The 23298-nt window shown below is 38.0% G+C and carries 15 protein-coding genes; 9 read left to right on the forward strand and 6 right to left on the reverse strand.

The annotated features are described in order from the left end of the window. Positions 1 to 367: 367 nt before the first annotated feature. From rhaT to FRZ67_RS18320, 3 genes are all read right to left on the reverse strand, one after another. Entirely contained in the window at positions 368 to 1456 is a 1089-nt protein-coding gene (gene rhaT / locus FRZ67_RS18310) for an L-rhamnose/proton symporter RhaT (RefSeq protein WP_147191949.1), read from the reverse strand. Positions 1457 to 1786: 330 nt separating this feature from the next. Then, positions 1787 to 2176, reverse strand: coding sequence for a DoxX family membrane protein (locus tag FRZ67_RS18315; RefSeq protein ID WP_147191951.1), 390 nt, complete (start codon positions 2174 to 2176; stop codon positions 1787 to 1789). A 58-nt stretch (positions 2177 to 2234) separates the two neighbouring features. Beyond that, entirely contained in the window at positions 2235 to 3866 is a 1632-nt protein-coding gene (locus FRZ67_RS18320; protein ID WP_147191953.1) for an alpha-L-rhamnosidase-related protein, read from the reverse strand. A gap of 191 nt (positions 3867 to 4057) precedes the next feature. Between FRZ67_RS18320 and FRZ67_RS18325 the strand changes: the two genes are divergently transcribed. Continuing rightward, on the forward strand, positions 4058 to 4585 hold the full coding sequence (locus FRZ67_RS18325) for a VOC family protein (protein WP_225975391.1): 528 nt from the start codon (positions 4058 to 4060) through the stop codon (positions 4583 to 4585). 272 nt (positions 4586 to 4857) lie between these two features. Here FRZ67_RS18325 and FRZ67_RS18330 read toward each other — a convergent pair whose 3' ends face one another. Beyond that, a complete protein-coding gene (locus FRZ67_RS18330) occupies positions 4858 to 7296 on the reverse strand; it encodes a TonB-dependent receptor (RefSeq protein WP_147191954.1) in 2439 nt (812 codons plus the stop codon). Between the two features lie 242 nt (positions 7297 to 7538). On the opposite strand from FRZ67_RS18330, the gene FRZ67_RS18335 reads away from it, so the two are divergent. Further along, positions 7539 to 8270 carry a tetratricopeptide repeat protein gene (locus FRZ67_RS18335; RefSeq protein ID WP_147191956.1) on the forward strand — a complete coding sequence of 244 codons (732 nt, stop codon included), beginning with the start codon at positions 7539 to 7541 and terminating at the stop codon, positions 8268 to 8270. A gap of 408 nt (positions 8271 to 8678) precedes the next feature. Further along, entirely contained in the window at positions 8679 to 8885 is a 207-nt protein-coding gene (locus FRZ67_RS18340) for a hypothetical protein (protein WP_147191957.1), read from the forward strand. 152 nt (positions 8886 to 9037) lie between these two features. On the opposite strand, the gene FRZ67_RS18345 is transcribed toward FRZ67_RS18340, so the two are convergent. Next, complete coding sequence (locus FRZ67_RS18345) at positions 9038 to 11887, reverse strand: TonB-dependent receptor (RefSeq protein ID WP_158638405.1); 2850 nt, start codon at positions 11885 to 11887, stop codon at positions 9038 to 9040. 496 nt (positions 11888 to 12383) lie between these two features. Here FRZ67_RS18345 and FRZ67_RS18350 point away from each other — a divergent pair, with 496 nt between their 5' ends. The 6 genes from FRZ67_RS18350 to FRZ67_RS18375 all read left to right on the forward strand — a co-directional run bounded on the left by FRZ67_RS18350 (position 12384) and on the right by FRZ67_RS18375 (position 21696). Continuing rightward, positions 12384 to 13943, forward strand: coding sequence for a T9SS type A sorting domain-containing protein (locus FRZ67_RS18350; protein WP_147191961.1), 1560 nt, complete (start codon positions 12384 to 12386; stop codon positions 13941 to 13943). 449 nt (positions 13944 to 14392) lie between these two features. Beyond that, complete coding sequence (locus tag FRZ67_RS23510; RefSeq protein WP_192903884.1) at positions 14393 to 14689, forward strand: hypothetical protein; 297 nt, start codon at positions 14393 to 14395, stop codon at positions 14687 to 14689. A gap of 67 nt (positions 14690 to 14756) precedes the next feature. Continuing rightward, a complete protein-coding gene (locus tag FRZ67_RS18360; RefSeq protein ID WP_147191963.1) occupies positions 14757 to 15434 on the forward strand; it encodes a BON domain-containing protein in 678 nt (225 codons plus the stop codon). A 107-nt stretch (positions 15435 to 15541) separates the two neighbouring features. Beyond that, complete coding sequence (gene groL / locus FRZ67_RS18365; RefSeq protein WP_147191965.1) at positions 15542 to 17164, forward strand: chaperonin GroEL; 1623 nt, start codon at positions 15542 to 15544, stop codon at positions 17162 to 17164. Between the two features lie 250 nt (positions 17165 to 17414). Beyond that, the gene (locus tag FRZ67_RS18370) at positions 17415 to 18518 is read left to right on the forward strand and encodes a T9SS type A sorting domain-containing protein (RefSeq protein ID WP_147191967.1); all 1104 of its coding nucleotides are present in this window, start codon (positions 17415 to 17417) and stop codon (positions 18516 to 18518) included. Positions 18519 to 18795: 277 nt separating this feature from the next. Beyond that, complete coding sequence (locus tag FRZ67_RS18375) at positions 18796 to 21696, forward strand: FG-GAP-like repeat-containing protein (protein WP_147191969.1); 2901 nt, start codon at positions 18796 to 18798, stop codon at positions 21694 to 21696. A 419-nt stretch (positions 21697 to 22115) separates the two neighbouring features. Here FRZ67_RS18375 and FRZ67_RS18380 read toward each other — a convergent pair whose 3' ends face one another. Beyond that, the gene (locus FRZ67_RS18380; protein WP_147191971.1) at positions 22116 to 23291 is read right to left on the reverse strand and encodes a hypothetical protein; all 1176 of its coding nucleotides are present in this window, start codon (positions 23289 to 23291) and stop codon (positions 22116 to 22118) included. Positions 23292 to 23298: the final 7 nt, after the last annotated feature.

The raw sequence follows: 23298 nt of genomic DNA on the forward strand, positions 1-23298 counted from the left end.
ACGTTCGGAACTCTTATTTACTTTTTTGTCTTGACACAAAAAAGTAACAAAAAAAGTCAGGAAGAAAAGATATTCAGCACTTTTCTTCATTCGCCTTCATTAAACTTCAGTAACATCTGAGACTTGTGCTTTTGTATCTCTATTCATCATCGATGATTCTATTCTAAATCGTTTTTGCTATTTGCTTTTAATCTGGTAAATCAGTTTAATCCTATAGATCATGGTTCAGACAATTGCTGCTTAGCGATATAATCTTACAAGAGTGCGACGCAACGGAAGCTTAATGCTTATTCTTTAGCCCGGCTCATAAAAATTTTCTACATCATCCTTACTTCAATATCCTCCCCCGGGGGAGTTAGAGGGGGCTTTATTTTATCGAATTCCCATAACCCACCAACAATACAGAAACTATAATGGTTATTATTCCTAATACAATTGTTGTGATCGTTTTTTTGTTTACGCCTTTCCATTCTTTTAATACCAGCCCCCACATATTTGCCGTGAGGATGATGAATGCCATGTGCAGTATCCATGAACTGGGGCCATTGCCCAGCTTGCTTTCGCCCATGCCATAGAAAAAAAATTGTAAGAACCATGTAGTGCCTGCCAATGCAGAAAAAATATAATTCTTTAACAGCGGTGTTTGTTTATTTGTATAATCATTAAATGTTTTGTTGCGTGCATTTAATATCATGCACCAGATAAAATTTGTTGTTAAACCACCCCATAAAACCACCACATAAGTTACATTATTCTGGTATAAAAAATTGCCTTGATTTGGATTAGCTGCTTTCCATAATTCATTGGCAAGATCGGCCATTGGTTTACCGGCTTCGAGACCAAAATTGAAACATGCACTTAACACACCCGATACAATAGAAACAAACATGCCGAGTGCAAATTTATATTCGGTCTTTGTTTCCATTCCATGCGGGTCAGTAGCCTCTTTTACTAATTGCTTCTCTTTCATCATCCCGGCTTTACCACAGATGATGATACCAACAATACAAACTGCAAGTCCCGCAAGAACTGTGAGACCCCACTGCGAACCAGTCAACATGCTAAAAGTATCTTTACCTTCTTTAGGAAAAAGATCATAATAAATGGAAGGAATAATTGCACCGAACACCATGCATAATCCAAGAATAATACTGCTGCCAAGTGAAACGCCAAGGTAGCGAACGCCCAGGCCATAGGTTAATCCACCAATGCCCCAAAGCACACCAAACATATAGGCAAGACCAATGGTACTGCCACTGGCACCTTTGATGATATCTGCAAAACCTGGAATGGTAAGATAAGCGGCAAGCGGCGGAACAATCAACCAGGAAAAGATGCCTCCAACGATCCAGAAGCTTTCCCAATGCCAGCCCTTTACTTTCTTATAAGGCATATAAAAACTGCCTGAAGCAAAACCTCCGATGAAATGAAAAATAACTCCGAGTATAGCCTGCATGTTCTGTTGATTTTCTATATAGCAATTAACAATCTGGTGTAAAAGTATATTGACTGATAAAGATAACTGTCATGGTCTGTCATGAAGCAATTGAAATCTTATGAGCCATACTTTTGTGCAAGTATTAAACATCCGTTGCGTCGCACTCTTGTACGGTTTAAATACAAGTCAGCAAAGTGGGAAAAGCAGGTAAGCCAGAAGAATATCACTTCGTATAAAAATCTCCCGGACTTCCGGCCTGCCGGCTTTCGGACTGAAAGCACAAGCGTGCGACGCAAGTAAAGTTTAATAGATAATTCAATGTTTGGTTAATAAAGAAATAAAACAATCTTACAATTTCGGTTTTCTTATAAACATACCACTATAATATTTCCTATATGCATATCCTAAAAACAAGTTAGGAACGAGGAGTAAAACGCCCATCCACCAGGCAGAAGGCACCAAAATAGTGTGGTACAAAAAAACATTTACACTGATTGGAAATACTACGACCGCAAAAAAGGGTGCGTATTGGTTTATCAAAAGTGATATACCGCCAACGATTTGTATTGATTTTATCATAGGGTAAAAATATCCTATGTCCACAAGCGATTTTTTAAATGCGGCTACTATCCCGGTATGGTTTGGTTCATACGGAATAAAATGAAAAAAATAATCAAGCCCGAAGACGAGATAAATAAACCCTAATATAATACGAGAGATCAATGTTGCCTTTTTCATTTTGTTACATTAGTGATCAAAAATGTACGTCAATATTTTAAAAGCATTTTCATCTTTTTTACTGCTGAAATATCTCCGGGTATTTTCTTATAAAATAAACAGGCGTGCAGCTCCATGCATGACAATAACTGTTTACAGGAAAAAATTTATACGGTGATAAAAAATCATCTTTGGGATCGTACACTTCCCAAAAAGTATCTGCGCCTTTGTTTACCATACCACCCCAATAATTTGTGAGCAGTTCTTTTGCTTCCTGCTTCAGATCGCATTGGATCATTGCTTCAATAACATAATGATACAAATAAGGTGCACCGGGATATACGACGTTTTGCATTGTTGGTAATTTCTTTAATGCAGTAGCGCCTTCTACTTTTGTGGCAACACCGCTAAGCACCATCCATGCCTGCGATGCATAAGAAACCTGGTTGTCTTTTCCACTTACAAAAACACCGGAAGTTTTATCGTATAAATTTTTGTGTGTTGCATCGGTCATCTTTTTTACTAAAGCAGGAAGCTCCGCTACTTCATTTTCTTTACCGATCATCTTTGCAAGTTCGTACGTGTTTTTATATGCCCAGATAACAACACCCTGCAACGCTGCCTGTTTATCCAAACCGTTGCGCCAATCGAAGAAGAGCCACCATTCTTTGTTTGCTTTTTCATAATCGAGCATGCCATCTTCGCCGAGATATTTTTTGGGGATTTCTAATTGTTGTTTTATAAGCGGCCAGAGATCAAGTGCTGTTTGCTTATCGCCTGTTGCCTGCACATATTCTTTCACAGCCACATCATAGATCAAAGCATAATCGAATAAAGGATTGATCTGCGGATGTGGTTTTGGTCTTTCAAAAACATTAGAAGGTGCTACGCCATCTTCATAACTAAGACCTGCAAGCAAATACAAACAATGTTTGGTAAGCGCATAATTTTTGTAAGAATAAATATTGGCAAGTGATTCAAGATAAAGATCACCGATCCATAATCTTCTGTCACGTTTCGGACCATCTTCATACACTGTTTGCATGCATTCTTTTAAAGTGGTCAATCCAATTCTGTCTATATCCCCGATCATTTTATTTGTTGTTGCGGCAAGTGCGCCGGGAGTTGTATTCACCGAAGTAGATGCTTTAAATGAAACATTGGTGATCCGAAAATCTGAATAAACAGAACTCCCCAGCAATTCCATTTTTACATAACAAAAAGCAAAGCGCCGCGGAATAGTAATCGTTGATGGCACATCTGAAATGGTTATGATCTCATCCTGCAGCCATGCCCGGCTTAAACCACCGGGATAAGGATCGAATGGCGTTGCGAGTTCAGAAGGCACTTCGCCAAAAGTAAATTTTATACGCAACGGTGCATCTGCTGCCCGGTTCAATTCTTCTACACTAAAAGTAAAATAGCCGGTTAGATGTTCACCAAAATCTACCACTACACCAGATTGTTTTTTGAAAGAATTATTATATAACGAATCAACGGGTTTTGATTTGACTGCTTTCCAATGCTGGAATACATTGTCATCCTGCACAAGCGTAACAAGTGTTACGGGCTGTTTAATTGTTTCAATTAATGGAGGTTTGCTTTCTTCTGCTTTTTGCAACCATCCGCCACGCTGCTCTTTGTAGATATCCTGTGCATTTGCTGCTGTAACGAGGCAAAGGACAAAAAAAATAAGGCTGCTTTTTTTCATTATGGCTTGTTTAGAAAATTAAAAGTACAGTGTATAATGTAATAACTATCATGTACCATCATGAACAAAGTGAATAGTGCACCGCACCAGAATGTAAATAAATGAATCCTTTTCATCTTTTAAGCTGGGTGTTGTAAATTTAGTGTTAGTACAAAGTATTATTTACTGCTATAAAAAACACGCCCTGCAACATGAAAAAGATAACTTTAATTATCCTTTTGATCGCCACATCCTTTATTGCCGGTTTTGCATTCAAAGGGATGCTAACTACACAAAACAACGAAACACAGGAAAAGAAAAAAGTAACTGGTATAGGTGGTATTTTTTTTAAATGCAAAGACCCCGGTAAAATGAGGGAATGGTATAAAACACATCTGGGTTTAAATACTAACCAGTACGGGGCAGTTTTTGAATGGCGGCAAGGTGCAGACACTACCAAAAAGGGGTTTACACAATGGAGCCCTTTTAAAGAAACTACCCATTACTTCGAGCCTTCTACAAAAGACTTCATGATAAATTACAGGGTTGAAAACATAGAATTGCTTGTTGAAGATTTAAAAAAGAATGCAGTTACCGTTTTAGATACTATTGAAACATACGACTACGGAAAGTTTGTTCACATTCTTGATATTGAAAACAACAAAATAGAATTATGGGAACCCAATGATATAGTATATGAAAAAATGGGTAAACAAATGGGTGCCGGGACTACGAAATAACAAGCAGGTAAAAGCGGTTCAGATAGATGAAGCTTTTGTTGTGTACTCACACACATGTAACATCTTTGTGCAGCATTCTGCAAGAAGCTGTGTGAGTAGATTAAATTTTATTCATTATATGCTTTCAAAGATGCCATAAGTTGTACAGGTGAAGTGATTGCGACGCAACCAGGATGCCATAAAAAACTGTTGCTGGTATCTAACAAATAACTCAAACGGCTTCTACAACAACTTTGTAATAACAACAATCGTACATGTATCTTTTCTAAAGATTATTTTATTTTTCCGCTGTTGCTTATAGTAATACGTTTATAAATAAGATCACCTTTTGCTGTTACACCGGTTACTGTTACGGTATAATTAGTTGCATTATCTGCCGTAAAGAAATTTACGTCTGCCTCGCCATTTTGATTTGTTGAGAGATCGCCATTCCAATATATAGTTGTGCGTGGATCAGGAATGGTACTGCTTTTTACTTCTTTATTTGAGTAGTCTGGCATTGGAAATTTCGTAGCCGTATGATAAGTGATTGGTATAAATGATCTAAAATTTGTTTTACTGTAATCAATACGTCCCGTACCATGTTTTGTATTAATGGAAATTACTCCATCGGCACCACGCACGCCATAAAAAGCGGCCTCTCCACCTCTTAAAACTTCAATGAAATCAATATCTGAAGGAGATAATGAATTTAGAAAAGTCATAACCGGCCCATCCGGTCCGGGAATGGCATCGTTGGGTAAAGGGAATTCAGCGCCATCCATAAGAATAAGCGGCTTGGATATGCCCAATCCAAAAATGGTGATATCTCCATACGCATATGATACTCCTGGAACAGTTAATAAGGCCAGTCCTACAGAGCCGTAGCTGCGACTGAGTTTATCACCTGTAAGAATTTGAGACATTGAACTTATTCTTTTAGATACGTCATAGTTCGGTTCTTCTTTTTTTACGGTTGTTACCGTTACAGGTGCAAGCCACCCTTTGCCCTGGAAAGTAATTGCTGTATCAATATGGTATTTACGCAAAGAAGAAACTGTATTTATATTTTCCGCCATATATTGTTGCTTTACAGATAATGGCGTTGGGAAAACCGGAAAATCAAAACTATCAACTACAATGCTATCTTCCAGTCTTTGCGCTTTGTGTTTGTCAGTAACCTGTAACGAAAGCCTGAGACTATCGTTACCCTGGGGAATGGGCAGATCAAACATTCCATCTTTGCCGGTTGTATCAACATCCATAAAAAAGCCCTGCACATTTCTTGTTAGCAATGTCACAACCCTGTCATTTATGCTATTACCTTTTTTATCAATTACTTTTCCAATGAGGCTCAGGAGCTTTGTATTATCATCATATTTATCAATTACGGTTGTGGTGTTTGTATAGTTCACCTGCTTATTGGATGTTAATGTTGCCATTAAAAGATCAATATCATCAGCAGAATATTTGCTGTTATTAAGCTGTACCCATTTATCCAGCAGCAATTCATTGGATGGGGGAGGTGCATCAACTTCAATACTGTCAGCAAACTGAGATATCCATTCGTCCTGTACAGCAACATTAAGTGATGCCGCAACAGGGTTACTGTTTGGGTCTGTTAGTTTAATATGAATTGCTGCATTTTCTCTTGCATCATATTTCTTTTTTCCCGGTTTTATTTCTATCTGCACATCTTCTTTTGGAACATAAATTTTTCTTTCGCTTAATAATTGTTTGTTCTCATCAAACAGTAATAATCTGGCAATACCATGTGGAAAATTTTCAAGCGGTATGGTAATACCATAACTGCCGGTACCAACCGCTGCATAACACAAGCTATCACCTTTAACAGCGAGAATAGTGGTATGCATATCAGCAGGCAAGGATTCTTCAAGTGTTACAAATGCTTTTATTGTTTTTGATGTTTGCCTGGCAACAGAAAGCTGGGCATCATGTTGACCGGCAGCAGGTAACGGATATTTAATATCTGTGCCACTCAAATGAAAAACAACGTTATATTTTTCTGAAGGATCATTAATAAAAGTAAGACGTGAAAGTCCAAGTTTGTTTGTTGTAAATACTGATATTACAGAATCTTTACTGTTGATAAGATTCCCCTTTACTGATAAAGGATTATTATAATTGTCTTTTATTTCAATTACACCTGTTGAAATAACGCCGGGTATTGCTGTAAGCCGTTCTGCAAAAAAATGAATGTCAGGTTTAATATTTTTATTCCTGTACATTCTTTCATATTGGGTTGCATAAGCACTTTGATCATGCAATTTTTTATTTAAGATAAATACAGGTTCAATAAAAATATTTGCACTGTCACCTGCAAGTTGTTTGGCGGTGTAACATCTTATCCAGTAAAAACCCGACGCAATAGAATCAGGCAGATCTAAAACACCGTTTGTGCGCTGCTGTGTATTGTTGAGCACCAGTTGATCTATAACACTGTCTTTGTCATTTACAAGATCAACAAACAGGTTCCTGTAATTGCTCAAAGACTTATCACCGCTATTTGCCGTGTATGCTTTAAACCATATTTTTTCACCTGCTATATAAATATTTCTGTCTGTCTGCAGCAGTATACTTTTTTCTGAGTTTTGTATAAAATCCGAGAAAAGTGTACTTACAAAATCGGGGTTAACAGAAGGTGGTTGCCCAAACAGGCAGTGTGACGATGTCAGCAATAACGTTAGAAAAAGGGTAGAGCAGTGTTTCATATACAAGCCGTTAATGGGTGATACCTGAAATTAATCAATAACACACTATAATACCTGCCTTTTCTGTGAAATTATGATAATATTAAAAATAACTTTCTATGCAGTATGAGTTTTTGTTACAACCTTGGGTATGCATAGCATCGCCTGTTGTGTCACTCACTTGTACGTTCTGAACATTGTGCAGCAAAAAGTAAGCGGCTGATTTTAGGACAAATGCTATATTGCGCAGGTAACTCTAAACCATGAAATATATTTTCTTACTGCCGCTTATTCTTTTCTGTAATTCTCTAAATGCACAAGACACATCATTACAACCTATAAAAGCAGCGTTGTGCAATTGCTTTGAAAAAAACAAATCAAGAAAACCTCTTAATCTTAATAAACCTTTAGGGGATTGCATAGACAAAGCGTTTGGCGATAATGTACAAATAGTAGTAGACAAGGCAATAAAAAAATTCGGTAAAGATGCTAAAGCAAATTTTGAACATTTTGCTTTAGATATTTCTGCAGAGGTGATGGTGGAAACAGTAAGTACGTGTGACGTCTACTACAAGTATATGGATTCCTCACGATTTTATCAGGTCAGTAAAAACAAAGACAGCTTGCGGAAAATGATAAATTACAGAACGTATAAAATGGACAGGTCTTTAAGTGCCAACTTTTACTATTTCCGCGCAGAAGTATACTTTGAGTTGGGTGATTATACACATGCCATTAAAGATTTAGATAGTTCGGTTATAACAAATCCTACAGATTATAGAGGCCTGGAACTAAAAGGCAATATCATGGAAGTTCAAAAAGATTATGAAAAGGCCTTGCGGCTTTATCAGAAAGCTTATGATATTAAGCATGCTGTACATCTTGAAGACCTTAAAGAATACCCGGATGAGTATGCAGATGGCGAAGAGCTTTCTTTACTGATTGAGATAGCTGTTACGAAAAGAAAAATGAAAGAACAAAAGCAGAACCCGTAAAAGTTTCTCTTTCGACCAGATCGTTGCAAAACGAAATTATTTTGCTCTGCTCAGCAAAGAACAGAACGCACAAGTGAGTGACACAACCTTAGCCGCCCAAACTACCCAAAGTCCGTCAACAAATCCATCTTCAATAGTTAAAACAATAATTCACCAGCAGAAAATGCCACAACTATGCACATTAGGTGCAACCCGTTAACCAATATCATTATTTTCCATGATACCTGTCATTGTTCTGACAGCATTTTTATTAAATATTTGTTTTGTAATAGAGGCCGAAATGAAACCTGGAGTGGGGATTCTAAAAATGGTTTCTTTTAGCAGGATGATGATGGAAGATGAGGATTGTTCTGGTCTTTCATTTTAAGCATATTCATGATCAGATAACGGAACACTAAAACTATAGGTATGAAACTACAAGATTTTATCTCAATGTTAACTTCTCAACTAAAGGAAGAAGAGATCTGCCATGAAACTGCTATCAGGAATGAAAAGTTTTTTCAGGCACATAAAATAATGCAACGAATAACATCACTCAGGAAAGCAATTAATAAAGCAGCAGCGCATAGCCACGAAAATCTGTATGTGTCACAGGTTAAATTTCAATTGCTGTAAGTAATATATTGGTTAGTAGCACACTGCCTGAAAAATCTGTATCATTAAAATTTTCTTTTGAACCAAGTCTGCTTCAGCCGGGCTCATAACAAAAAAACATGCTCCCATTACTGAGAGCATGCCCGCTGCTTTATGAATACATACACAAGAGACTAAAACCTGAATGTTGCTGTAACAAAATACGACCTGGCAGGAATAGATACGGTTGAATAAGGCGTATTGTTTTTAACTGCATCGTTATACATTTCTTTGGTGAAGCCCTGCCTGTCAAGCGCTGCAAGGAAAGTACCGGGGCGGCTCCAACTCATTACACCATATGTGTTGAAAACATTATTGATAACAAGACCGAGTTTGAAATTTTTTGTTACATCATACCCTGTACTGAAATTGAACTGGCTGAATGATGGCAGCTGGAATGCATTGGCCACATTTGCCTGGCGCTTGCCCATGAATGCCCAGGTAAGCTGTGCATAGAATTTATTAAGATTGTAAGAGGGAGTAATATTGAAGATGCTTCTTGCAATGTTATCCACTTCATTGCCGGAGAAAGAAACAAGTGAATCATCTTCTGGTCCGAAACCATTTGAAAGCCAGGTATGATAATCTACTGCTTTTGACTTCTGCAATGTAAGCACACCACGTACATTAAAATGTTTTGCGAAAGCATAATCTGCTTCTACTTCTACACCGTAGGTTCTGTATTTGTTATACACGAGTGGCGTACCATAAAAGGTTTGATCCTCATTCTGAAAATTCTGCACACCTGATACATTGCTTAACACACTGTAAAATGGCGTTACAAATAAATTGAGATTGCCTGTTCGTGCTTTTATTCCTAATTCAAACTGGCGCACTTTCTGCGCAAGCGGGTTCAATGTTTTAGCGAGGAAATCTGAAGTGGCATTAAAGTACATATCAAGATCCGGCGCTTTATTACCTTCTGAATACCTGCCATATAAGGAGAACTGGTTGCTGATCGTATAATTTAAACCTGCTGAGTAAGAAAAAGTGTTTACTGTTTTATTAAAGTTATAGGTAGCTGGCGTTGTACCATATGCATTATCATACAAGGTAAGTGGGTTACCATCTAAACCACCTGCTGTATCCTGGTTTGAAACAGATGGTGTATTATAACCTTTCACCTGCATGCTTTCGTACCGCACACCCCAATCCACATTTAATGCAGGTGCTATTTGCCAGTTGTGACCAAAGAATAATGCAAGCTGACTTTGTGCTGCGTGTGCAAGGGAAAAGCCGCCACCTGCAACACCTGTGACACCGTTTGAGTTAGTAACCATTGCAATACTTCCGTCCTGGTTGGTGCGTGTAATGTTTACCAGTTCTGGTTTGTCTTGTATAGTGCCCAACGCTACACCGCCAAAAGAATTAAGCCTGTCAATTTTCGAATGACCATAAAAGCCACCAAATGTAAAGCTCATATTTTTCATTTTTTTGGTGAGTGAGAACTGGTCTAACAGTTCTTTTACTTTATTATCAACATAGAAAACGGGTTCGAAGAATAATGAGTTTGCAGAAACATCACTTCCGGGTAATTCACTGTGATTGACATTAAAATCAAAACCACTGAATGAAGTAATATTTGCCAGTTCTTTTCCTGTACTCATTGATTTAATACTGTAAGTACCGGGCGTACCAAGCAAACCAAGAATAGCATAGGTAACAAGGTCATCCATGGCTACAGGATACACCACTGCATTGGTATTCCACACAGCAGCTTTATCTGAATAGCGCATGGCGTTGTTAAAAGTAAATCCATTACCAAGGCGTTGCTCCCAGTTAAAGCCAAATGATTTATCAATGGAATGAATAAGATCACGATTGTTATATGTTGCTATTTGCCCTGTTTGATTGATAGGAAGATTTTGCTGAACAGAAGGCATCAGCACAGAAGATGTAATGGAAAAACCTGGTGCGGGTTTAGGGTTGAAAAATCCAACTGTGGGTGTAAATTCAGGCCAGCCATTGTGATCATTCAAATATTTGGCATATAATTTTATAGAACCACTATTATATTTTTTTACAATATTGCTACGGAATTGTCCGCCTCTGTTCATCGCATAACCAGGGTTTCTGTTGCCTTCATCATAACGATAAAAACCGCCTGCATCCCAGAACCAGTTATGCCCGAGAGGTCCGCCAATATTGAAGTCTGTGCGATAGAAATTATTTTTGCCATCACCTTCCAGCCCATATTTGGTTGCAACTTCACCGGCAGTTTTATTGCCGCCTTCTTTCATAATATAGTTAAAGATGCCACCGGGTGCGTTTGCGCCAAGAATAGATGCAGTACCACCTTTCACCGCTTCCAGTCTTCCCAGTGTTGCATCAGGTCTTAGGAAATAATCAGGGCCGTAATTGCCATAGGTTGCATTGGTTACAGGCAATCCATCTTCCTGCATGCTTACATAATAATAACCTGAAGCACCATCATTTGAACCAACAGATACACCACGTGAATAAACAGTATTTCTTATTTCACCCAATGCAGAGTTTACATATACACCGGAAACATTTTTCAAAAGATCTGCTGCACTTGCAGAAACCAGTTTGCTTATTTGCGTTGAGTTAATAGTTGTAATGGCAACAGATGCTTCCATCTTCTTACGTTTATCAAATACACCCGTTACAATGATCTCTTCATTATCATTGGATTTTTCTTCGAGTGAAATATTTAAGACACTGCTTTTGCCAGCTGATATTTTTATCTCCTTATCATTATAACCAACATAAGATATTATAACTGTTACATTGGTTGATGTTAGACCGGTAAAAGAAAATTTTCCCTGGTCATCAGTCTTGGTACCATTGTTTGTTCCTTTGATCAATACAGACGCACCTGCCAGCGGCTCTCCTTTTTGATTGGTAACCTTACCTGAAATAGCAACAGTTTGAGCAGATAACTGTGAAGAAAATAGCAACAGCATTACAAAGCAGGTAATAAAAACATAAGGCTTTGTACCGTTAAGCAATCTTTTGTTCATAACAAGCATTTTAGTTTTTGAGACAGTAGTTTCTAAAAAAATTAAAAGACGACCGGATGCAATTTTTTTATAGCAGTGTGCATAGCAATCGATAGGTCAAAAGTATTTTTTACATTTCCCGCAACCGTCATGCGCTTACATGAACTGTCCTGTACTGTCCTGCCTTCCTGTAATTTTTACGCAATAGATTTACTGTTTTCTAAAACAGGAGGGTTTTAATTTTTATACTAAGTGGATATAGTTGTATGACTTTTATTTTTTGATGTCGGCTATTGTTATGATGGCATCTTCGTTGCGTCGCACTCTTCAGCAGTTAGCTCAGTATTGAAGAGAACGTACAAGTGAGTGACACAACGAAAGCTGCTGCCTGCACAAGGCCCGAAAAAATATTTTTTTTCTATACCAACACTTCATAAGGCTTCTTCGTTCTGAAATGCAATCCTGCTGACATTTCAATTTTAGTCAACTTTTTTCCTTTGTCAATTAAAATTTATGTATGAAAAAGATCTTTATCATTTTTTCGCTGGTAATAAGCATGCAGGGCTTTGCAAAAGTTATACAGGTGCCACAACAGTACACAACGATACAGGCAGCCCTGAACGCAGGTACAGTGGGCGATACAGTGCTGGTAGACGCAGGAACTTATTTTGAAAACATTGTGTGGCCGCAAACAAATAATCTTCATTTATTAAGCAAAAATTTAAAGACAGCAGCCACTGTTATTGATGGTAAAAGAGCTGGCCGTGTATTTGATATTGAATGGAATGGCAACACTGCATTTGCAGCAGAGATCAACGGATTTACTGTACAAAATGGTTTTATTGATGTGCCTGCACACAAAGGCGGCAGGGGTGCAGGAATTTATGCATTTCGTGCAGCGGTGCAGGTAAAGAATTGTGCACTGGTAAAAAATCTTATTACCAGTTCTGCGGAGATACAGAACAATGGTGGTGGTGCAGCTATCTATATTATTTCATCACCTGCTGCATTAACGAATATTATTGATCATTGTCTTATTGCCGGGAATGTGTTAAGAGATGTTACAACCGGTGAAGGTGCTGCAATAGGGGTGGAGAGTTGTAATGCTATTATTGGTAATACTACTATTACTAATAACAAGTTTACCGTTTCTGAAGTGGCAGTAGGTACGGTGTATGCTTATTCAGCTTCACTAAAACTGGATGCAGTTAAAATTGAAAACAATACTATCAATACAACTGAACAGATTTTATATGGTGCAGCTTCCATAAAAGGCGGCGCTGTGTATGCATATCTTACAAAACTTCAGATGACCAATTGCCTTGTAGATGAAAATATATTAACCCCTTTCAGCACCAATGAAGCGCTACTTGGCAACGCTGTTTATTTTTACGGTCAGGCAAAAGATTTTAAAATTTTCAGCAGCACACTTGCTAACAACAAAAGAACGGATGGAGCACCTGTGCTAGGTACAGGTATTTATTTCAGCAGTTTGCCTGGTATCGCGCCAAACGTTTATAATTCCATTTTATGGAACCCTGATAACGGTGCAGAAATTTATAATCAAACAAAACTTACACAGGTTGCCTATAGCGATATTCGGGGTGGATATAATGGTACTGCAGTGTTGAATAGCGATCCAAAATTTGTTTCCAATAGAGATTATCATTTGCAAGACAGTTCACCCTGCATCAATTCAGGCAATACTGCACTTGCCCCATCTGTAGATCTTGATGGTAATACGAGGCCGCAGGGACCTGCTGCAGATCTTGGTTGTTACGAATCAAGTGCAGTATTAGGTGTTTCACTTGCAGATGCGGCAGTCATACAAAATATACACGCAACGAATCTGTATCCAAATCCTACAAACGGTTCATTTACTTTAGCTGTTACCGATAATTGGCTCAACGCTTCTATCAAGGTACATGATGCATCGGGAAAAATACTTTTTGCAGATAAAATAATGAACCATACAACAAATTTCAATTTCAGTAAATGGGCAGCAGGCTTGTATCTTATTGAATTAGCAAACAGTGCTCATCAAATAAAAAAATTAGAATTGGTAATTCAGAAATAAATTTTTCTGAGCCTTTTAAAAATATAACAGTACAACCTTTTTAAATAAGAAGTAATTATCTAAATAGCAAACGGGGCGCTGCTTTCAGCGCCCCGTTTGCTATTTGAAAAAACTTTGAATATGCTATAATTTCAGGTATTTTATAAATGATCTCATACCTCCGTGAGAATGAGAAAATAGACAATTACCGGATTGAGGGTGTTACTACTTCTCCTTCTTTCAATGCCACCCAGCAACGACACATCCCGCTGCTATCAAATGACTAATCAGATCACTGCATTTGCTGAAATTTATAAAAACTGGCATCTTAATTTTTGACGCGTCTACTGATGTTTACAGTTTTATCAAACACGCCAATTGCCGCATAATTCATTGGACAAGGTTTACCTGCCCATATAATTTGTACGGTCTTTCTTTGTTTGTAACAAATTTGTGAATCTATCCTTATCATGAAAAAAAAGATCGGCTCTTTTATAACCGACAAATCTTTTTGCAAAAACAATGGTTGCAGAAGTGCCGTACAAAAATTACCGAAAGAGGTTGATGAAGTAGTAGCTGTATTAACACTGCAAGCATTTCACGGTGTTGGTGCTTTTTATGAAGATTTCAGAGAAGTGGGTGATGAAGAAATAATGTCTTATTTAGATAAATTAAGAGAGTTGAGAAAAACTGGTAATTTTTTTAAAGATTTACGAATGCGTTTTTATGTAATTAATGTCATTAAGAACTGTGATAGCTGTCATTGATAACAAATCCGGTTTATTATTTCTTTGATCTTAAATAAAATAATTACTCACTCTAAAAATTATGATTATGAAAACCGATATGCAGATTCAAAAAGATGTAATGGAGGAACTTAAATGGCAACCTTTTTTAAATGCCACACAAATTGGTGTAGCTGTTAAAAACGGGGTTGTTACCCTATCCGGGCAAGTAGATTCCTATTCAAAAAAATTGGCTGCGGAAAAAGCTGCTAAGGGTATTGCCGGTGTAAAAGCCATTGCAGAAGGCATACAAATTGGCGTCTCACCTCTCGACAAAAAAACAGATACAGAAATCGCTGAAGCAGTGCTGAATGTACTAAAATGGCATTCTGCTGTGCAGGAAGAAAAGATAAAAATAAAAGTAGAAGATGGTATTGTAAGACTGGAAGGTGAAGTTGAATGGGAATACGAGCGCAATAACGTAAAAACAGCTATTGAAAATTTAATGGGCGTACGTTCTGTAATTAACCTGGTTACTATAAAACCTAAAGTAACAGCTTCTGCAATTGAACAAAAAATTAATGCTGCTTTTCATAGAAGTGCAACAATTGATGCAGAAAAAATAACCGCCGAAATTTCTGACGGCAGGGTTACACTTCGTGGCAAGGTGCGTTCATTTGCTGAAAAAGAAGATGCGGAAAAAGCTGCGTGGAGTGCTCCGGGTGTAACTATTGTTGACAGTAAACTGGAAATAGAAATACCTGAATACAGTTTTGAAGAAAACTAAAACAATCTCGTTCAACACTAAACCTTTCTTTAGCAGAAGTTGCCCCGCCCATTGGGTGGGACAACTTCTCTAATGCGTAACAATATTTGTCTATAAAATGTAATCCCATGTCAAAGCTTATAGAATATGATCTCGATGCCCGTAAAAAATTAAAGAACGGGGTTGATCGTTTGGCGAAAGCAGTTATTATCACACTTGGTCCAAAAGGCCGTAACGTGGTGTTTGAAAAAATAGATGGCTCGCCGCAAATGTCCTGCGATGGAGTTACTGTTGCCAAACAAATAGAACTGGAAGATCCCGTTGAAGAAATGGGCGTAAAGATGATCCGGGATGCAGCTATCAGAATTTCAGAGGCTGCAGGCGATGGAACTACAACTGCCACTTTACTTGCACGTACTTTGATTGACGCCGGCTTAAAAAAAGTGGAAGCCGGTATGAATCCAATGGATATCAAAAGAGGTATTGACAAGGCGGTAAAACTCGTATCAGAAAAATTAAAACAGATGGCCATTCCTGTTGGCACTGATAGTGCCAAAATTGAACAGGTGGCAACTATTTCAGCAGGCAACAATCCCGAGATTGGAAAACTGATCGCTGATGCAATGCGTAAGGCTGGTAAAGAAGGCGTCATCACTATTGAAGAAGCGAAAGGTTTTGAAACCTATGTGGAAGTAGTGGAAGGTATGCAGTTTGATCGCGGATATTTATCACCGTATTTTATCACTAACCCGGATAAGATGAATGTGGTATATGAAAAACCTTTTGTTCTCCTGTATGACAAAAAAATATCAGCAATGAAAGAAATGCTTCCACTGCTTGATAAAATCTCACAGTCTAATGAACCATTGCTTATAATAGCAGAAGATGTGGAAGGCGAAGCCCTTGCAGTATTGGTGGTTAACAAATTAAGAGGAGTTATACAGGTGGCTGCTGTTAAGGCACCTGGGTTTGGAGATCGCAGAAAAGAAATACTTGAAGACATAGCTGTGCTTACCGGTGGAACTGTTATATCGGAAGAAAAGGGCTTAAAGTTGGAAAACGCAGAACTGGCGCATCTTGGAAAATGTGATAAAATAATTATTACTAAAGATAAGACAACCATTATCGGAGGTTCCGGCGATAAGAAAAATATTGATAATGCTATAATACAAATAAGAGAGCAACTAAAAACGACTGCTTCTGATTATGATAAAGAAAAACTGCAGGAGCGTCTGGCTAAATTAACAGGAGGCGTTGCCGTAGTATACGTGGGTGCTTCTTCAGAAATTGAATTGAATGTAAAAAAAGACGTGGTAGATGATGCGCTTAACGCCACCCGCGCTGCTATGGAAGAAGGCATTGTGCCGGGAGGAGGCGTTGCTTATTTACGTTGCTTAAAGGAATTTGATAAGATCCAGGATACCAACGACGACGAAAATGTAGGTATTGAAATATTACGCAAAGCATTGGAAGAACCCTTAAAACAAATTTTAGTTAATGCAGGGATTGAGCCATCAGAGATTTTACAAAAAGTAAAATCAGGTGAGAATGATTTTGGGTACAATGCGAAATCAGAAAAATTTGAACGTTTATTGGAAACAGGCATTATTGATCCCGTCAAAGTAAGCCGCCTTGCATTGGAATATGCTGCTTCGGTAGCGGGCATGTTTATAACAACTGAGTGCGTGATTGTTAAAAAGCCTGAGAAAAAAGATGCAACTATTATTGCCACAGCACAAGATATGATGTAACTGTTTTTTGCAACCAGCCACTGTACTGCTATTATGCTTTGGTTGTGTCACTCACTTGTACTCTAAAACTTTAATCAACAAAAGATAGCCACTGCGGTGAAGTATTGTAACATAATGCCCTGTTTTTCAGGGATACTTAAAATATTTCAAATGCAACCTAAAGTAACATTTGCAACAGACGGTTCTCCACCGTTTGGCATCGCAATCAATCAACAATTAAATATTTTATAAAGTATAAAATTGCTTAACTATGAAAAAAAATTTAATAATTTTTAGCGCATTGCTGTTAAGCTCAGCAGTGAAAACAAATGCCCAAACATTACCTATTACCGCCGCCAGCTTTCCTTATACAATTATAGATGGAGACTCAGGCAGGATTGAATTTTTTGGTAAACTTACAGGGTTTAGCGGAGGCATTGATGGAAGCGGACGCGGACCTGCCTTTTTTCAGATTACAGACGAGAAAACCTATAAACCTTGTTACGAAAGCTATGTCAACATGTACTATCTGCAATTCAACTCCAACGATGGTGAAGGACACGGCGGATTGTGCTTTACGGCCAGCCTCGACAATGCCTGCGGAACAGGTTCATTCGGTGGTTGGACTTATGAGAGAATATATGGCAGTAACGGCGAAGTAAATAAATGGCATTGTTACAGTATTAAATGGAACAAAAACGGCTTACCTGAACTTAACCGGCAGCAAACAGTTGCAGTTTATATTGATGGCAAACAAAATACTTCTGCTTGGGGTGGTGTTGCGTGTCCCGCTTTTGCACCACTTTCTGGTGGAACATTCAATCTGATAACCGTAAATCATTCTCCCTACTCACCGCTAACGGGCGAACTTATTATGGATGAATTAAGAGTCTACAATGGGAAAGGTAAACTTGTCTTATACAATACACTTGGCTCAAAAGAAGAAATCGAAAAAAGCGTTGTTGGACCAAATGGGTCATACAATGGTTTCGGTGATGCGCATTTTGTAAAGGGTGTAAAAGGGTATGCATTATCAGCACATCCTGTATATGGTGGCGGAGATCCTGATTTAAAGGTTACTGCAAATGATGCTTCAAATGCTCTTTCTGGCAACAAGGAATTTACAATTAATATTTCGCCAAATCCGGTTACAGGAAATATGCTCAATCTTCGTATCAAAAATTCAGGTGAGTCAAACATTCAATTGAGTATTGCTGATATGCAGGGAAGAATACTTGTCAATCAAAATCTTGTGTTGAATAGCAGTTCAAATAAAACAATTGATGTAGCAGCACTGCCAAAGGGAATTTACATTTTGAAAATCATCAACAATAAAAACGAACAGCAACAAATAAAGTTTGTAAAAGCAAATTAAGTACCTCTTCAGCAACACCTGTAGTATAAAAAATATTGCAGGTGTTGTTTTATGTTAATCGTTGACCCAGTCATTTTAATTGCTGAATCAAAAATTTAAAGTACAGGAGTGCGACGCAACAGGTGATGCCATGAAATGACGATGCCTGTACAATAAATACATTCTTCAAAAATATATTTAAATGAATACGAAAATTTTGATAACCGATCATTCGCCGCCTTTCAGAAAAAGAATTACAACGATCAACCGAATTTTTATATAAACTAAAATCTATTGTATGAAAAAGTATTTAGTTGTTATCACAGCAGTACTTTTTAATGTGGTAACAATACATGCACAACCTAACACATGGACAAGAAAAGCCGATTTCGGGGGAACTGGCCGACAATATGCTGTTGGTTTTAGCATTGGAAGCAAAGGATATATTGGCACAGGCTATCCTGACGTGGGCGAGTCCACTAAAGATTTCTGGGAATACGATCCCGCTACCAATGCCTGGACCCAGAAAGCAGATTTTGGGGGAGGTTTCCGTGACAGGGCTGTTGGTTTCAGCATCGGCAGCAAAGGATACATTGGAATGGGGTATTTCTATAATGGAGGTCCTGTCTATTACAAAGATTTTTGGGAATATGATACCGTTACCAATTCCTGGGCCCGGAAAGCTGATTTCGCGGGAACAGCAAGGGACTTTGCGGTAGGGTTTTCCATCGGAAGCAAAGGATATATTGGACTTGGTGAGGATGAAACTACTAATGATTTGAAAGATTTTTGGGAATATGATCCTCTCCTCAATTCATGGATGAAGAAAACAGATTTTGGAGGAAGCGGTCGTTATGGTGCTGTTGGTTTCAGCATCAGCAGCAAAGGATATATTGGAACCGGTTTGTCGGTTCTTTCCCTTCTAAAAGATTTCTGGGAGTACGATCCTGCCGCCAATACCTGGACGCGGAAAGCAGATGTAGCAGGGGGTGGTCGCGATTTCGCTGTCGGTTTCGGTATCGGAAATAAAGGATACATTGGAGCAGGTTCTTCCAATAACCCAAATTTCTGGGAAGAATATGACCCAACTATCAATACCTGGACGCGGAAAGCTGATTTCCCGGGGACAGGAAAGATTAGTTCGACCGGATTTTCTATCAACAACAAAGGATTTATTGGCACAGGCAGTTATACTAAAGATTTCTGGGAATACACGCCAGACGACAATATACCAGGCATACCATCCATTACTTCTTTTTCTCCAACTTCCGGTCATATTAGTTCAACAGTAACAATCAATGGAACGAATTTCAGCACAAATCCACTTGAGAACATTGTTTATTTTGGTGCGGTAAGAGCGGTTGTCGCTTCTGCAACTGCAACAAAGCTGAAAGTTTATGTGCCGGTTGGTACAACATATGAGCCAATATCGGTTACAACTAATGGTCTAACCGCTTATTCGGCAAAACCTTTTGTGGTGACGTTCGAAGGAGGTAATGATGCCTTTACACAAAATTCTTTTATCCCGAAGAAAGATTTTCCACTCGGTTACAATCCTTGCGGATCTTATATCGGAGATTTTGACGGTGATGGAAGAACAGATATGGTAACAGGTGATTTTAATTCCTCTGTAATTTCAGTTTTAAGAAACACGAGCCACACTGGTTCTGTTTCCTTTGCGCAGAAAAAAAACTTTATTGCGGGTAATGGTAACAGAAGTTGCACTGCAGGCGATCTTGACGGCGATGGCAAATTAGATATCGTTACCAGTAATATTTCTGCGAATACGATTTCTGTTTTAAGGAACACAAGCACAGCGGGAAATATTTCATTTGCGCTCAAAATAGATTTTGCCACCGGAAATAGTCCCGGATATGCAGTTGTACGAGACCTGGATGGAGATGGGAAACCTGAAATTATTATCACCAATTTTGTATCAGCTACCTTCTCTGTTTTCAGAAACACAAGCTCTGTAGGGAATATTTCTTTTGACACAAGAAAAGATTTTGCAACAGCTTTGGGTAATTTTAATTGTGCAATAAGTGATCTGGACGGGGATGGCAAACCTGATGTTGTTGTGGGCACAGAAGCGCCATCAAATATATTTTCGGTATTCCGGAACACAAGCACTCCGGGAAATATTTCATTTGCAGCAAGGTTAGACTATACTACATACGCAGAACGGAAAGGAGTTGCGATCGGTGATCTGGATAGCGATGGTAAACCCGACCTTGCGATCTCAAATTTTAATAACCCGGATCATTCTCTTTCCATATTCAGAAATACAAGTTCAAATGGTGTAATTTCATTTGCATCTAAAATAGATTATCCATCCGGGGGCATAGGGTCAGACGTATCGATCATAAATGACCTGAATGGAGATGGAAAACCGGATATTATCCTGAATAATTACTGGGTTAGTAATATTTCAGTTTTCAAAAATATCGGAAGTGTTGGAGTTATTTCATTTGCTCCAAAAGTTGATTATTCTACAGGTACGGGTCCGCGTTTTCTTAATGCTGTTGACATAGACGGAGACGGAAAGCCGGATATTGTATTGGATAATTTATTTTCAGAAACAATATCCGTGTTGGAAAGTCTTATCGGTGACAATGGTTGCACCCCACCTTCAGATTTAAAAGTTACCAATATCACAGATTCATCAGCAAAGCTTACATGGACACTACCCGATACTGCTGCTACCACCTTCGAAATTCGTTATCGTGTGGCGGGTGATTCAGCCTGGATATACAAGAGAAAAGAGGGAACACAAAATGCAATTACCTTACACGGTTTATCACCCAATACTACATATCAATGGCAAATAAGAAGTAATTGTGGGGGGCAAATATCAGAAGGAATTCACGGTCCTGGATTTACAACGGCAAGTTCATTTGTATCATCTTCAACAAACATGTCTGATGCTTTAAGTGCCGGCAACTTCAGCATTAGCATTTCACCCAATCCTGTTACAGGAAATGTGCTTAACCTTTATATCTCAAATGCAACTGCAACCAATTTTCAACTCAGTATTACTGATATGCAGGGAAGGATTCTTATCAGTCAAAATTTATTTTTGGGTAGTAGTAGTTTGAATAGGGCAATCGATTTAGCAGGGCTGCCAAAAGGGATTTACATTTTGAATGTGATCAATAATAAGAATGAGCGGCAACAAATAAAGTTTGTAAAAGCAAACTAAGAAATTGTGTTATTATCAACACCTGCAGTATAAAAATATTGCAGGTGTTTTTATTTGAATTTAAATTACTGTATTGATAAATGATGTATTGCATTAATGCTATATAGAGGCTTTCTTCAAATCAATTTAATACCCAGCTCTTTTTGAACAGGTTACAAGAAATTCCCGGTAAATACAATAAGGATTAATTATACCCAATATTTAAGTAATAATCATTTATTTAATTGTATTACTACTATCATCATTGAGCGTGTCATCCTTAATCCAACTTGTTTTGGACTCACTTACACGTTCTTGTATATTCCAGCATAGTATACTACGCTTAACATATGATATGTATTTAATGCTCATTATTGTTACAGATAGTCTGGTGATTGATTTTTCTTAAAAAAATTGTAGTCCGTCCAACGCGTGCTCAATTAAAAACTCCATCTTCCGCGCAGGTAGATTGTAGTTCCCTGAGTTTGATAGCTCCCATTTTCTGATGCAAAAAAAGATTGGGCGGTAAGATCAAGGTCAAGATTTTTTGCAGCGTTCCATGCAAAAGACGGGAAGAATATAAGCGTATTGTTTGTGGGAGAATAAACGATTGCAATATTCATAGAAGTAACAGGCGTAAAGGATTTTATTGCCCCGGCATAAAAAGAATAACGAAAAGGGAACAGGTTTTTAGCCGTCAAATTAAAATTCAAAATTTTTACGTCTGGGTTAAACATATTTAGCGGTTCGCTATTAAATAGAAAAGAAAAAATGCCATACCAGTTCTTCTTAAAAGTATAGTCTGTCATCATTGATGCTGTTACAACACCAAAACTATCTGTGAATTTTTGCCTCGGATGAAAATAACTTACCTCTCCTTTAAAACCTGCATCTTTTATGCTGCCTGCCCAGCCTGTTCCCGCAACAACATCAGTATTGAAAATACCACCAAGAAATTGAATATCATATTTGCTTTTATTAAACTTATATAAAGCTGCTGCAATGGTTTGATCTTTCTCCTTTCCTGGCTTATAAGCAAATTCAATTGTTGAATTATCTTTTAAAAAATGTTGGATTCGTATTGCATCATTTCCCGGTCGCTCTTCGTAATCGAAATCGAGAAAGTTATAGGCGTTAAAAATATCATTGGGATTCCACACATTGTTGATACCCCAGTTAATGCGTTGCCTCCCGATTTTTATGTCCCATTTATCAGTTGAATATTGCAACAGCATTCTGTCGATCACAGATTGTACAACAAAATTGGAATCATCAACCCACAGCTTTGACAAATTGAAATAGCCCGGATATTGATTAATTATTTTTCCAAAGCCTGGTATTTGCGCAATTTGTTCGCCATAAAAAATCCTGTTGCGTATTTCAAGTCGCCCAGAGATTTTTGAAGAGATGTTGAATTTAAAATTCAGTCTGTTGTGTATGAGATTGGAAGAGGTTAAAGAATCTCCTGCCCCACCAAAACTTACACTCTGCAAATCTTTTACATACCCATGAAACTCGAGCCATTTGGGTTTTTCTATGCCGTCATCCTGTGAAAAAATTTTTGTTGCGCAAAAGACGAGCAAGAATAAGATCAATATTTGTTTACTGCTGCTCATGATTAGC

The organism is Panacibacter ginsenosidivorans (assembly GCF_007971225.1).
Lineage (GTDB): Bacteria > Bacteroidota > Bacteroidia > Chitinophagales > Chitinophagaceae > Panacibacter > Panacibacter ginsenosidivorans.

Excerpts from the sequence above, each read along its gene's own strand:
- rhaT (WP_147191949.1), bottom strand. The coding sequence starts at position 1,456 with ATGCAGGCTATACTCGGAGTTATTTTTCATTTCATCGGAGGTTTTGCT.
- FRZ67_RS18315 (WP_147191951.1), bottom strand. The coding sequence starts at position 2,176 with ATGAAAAAGGCAACATTGATCTCTCGTATTATATTAGGGTTTATTTAT.
- FRZ67_RS18320 (WP_147191953.1), bottom strand. The coding sequence starts at position 3,866 with ATGAAAAAAAGCAGCCTTATTTTTTTTGTCCTTTGCCTCGTTACAGCA.
- FRZ67_RS18325 (WP_225975391.1), top strand. The coding sequence starts at position 4,058 with ATGAAAAAGATAACTTTAATTATCCTTTTGATCGCCACATCCTTTATT.
- FRZ67_RS18330 (WP_147191954.1), bottom strand. The coding sequence starts at position 7,296 with ATGAAACACTGCTCTACCCTTTTTCTAACGTTATTGCTGACATCGTCA.
- FRZ67_RS18335 (WP_147191956.1), top strand. The coding sequence starts at position 7,539 with ATGAAATATATTTTCTTACTGCCGCTTATTCTTTTCTGTAATTCTCTA.
- FRZ67_RS18340 (WP_147191957.1), top strand. The coding sequence starts at position 8,679 with ATGAAACTACAAGATTTTATCTCAATGTTAACTTCTCAACTAAAGGAA.
- FRZ67_RS18345 (WP_158638405.1), bottom strand. The coding sequence starts at position 11,887 with ATGAACAAAAGATTGCTTAACGGTACAAAGCCTTATGTTTTTATTACC.
- FRZ67_RS18350 (WP_147191961.1), top strand. The coding sequence starts at position 12,384 with ATGAAAAAGATCTTTATCATTTTTTCGCTGGTAATAAGCATGCAGGGC.
- FRZ67_RS23510 (WP_192903884.1), top strand. The coding sequence starts at position 14,393 with ATGAAAAAAAAGATCGGCTCTTTTATAACCGACAAATCTTTTTGCAAA.
- FRZ67_RS18360 (WP_147191963.1), top strand. The coding sequence starts at position 14,757 with ATGAAAACCGATATGCAGATTCAAAAAGATGTAATGGAGGAACTTAAA.
- groL (WP_147191965.1), top strand. The coding sequence starts at position 15,542 with ATGTCAAAGCTTATAGAATATGATCTCGATGCCCGTAAAAAATTAAAG.
- FRZ67_RS18370 (WP_147191967.1), top strand. The coding sequence starts at position 17,415 with ATGAAAAAAAATTTAATAATTTTTAGCGCATTGCTGTTAAGCTCAGCA.
- FRZ67_RS18375 (WP_147191969.1), top strand. The coding sequence starts at position 18,796 with ATGAAAAAGTATTTAGTTGTTATCACAGCAGTACTTTTTAATGTGGTA.
- FRZ67_RS18380 (WP_147191971.1), bottom strand. The coding sequence starts at position 23,291 with ATGAGCAGCAGTAAACAAATATTGATCTTATTCTTGCTCGTCTTTTGC.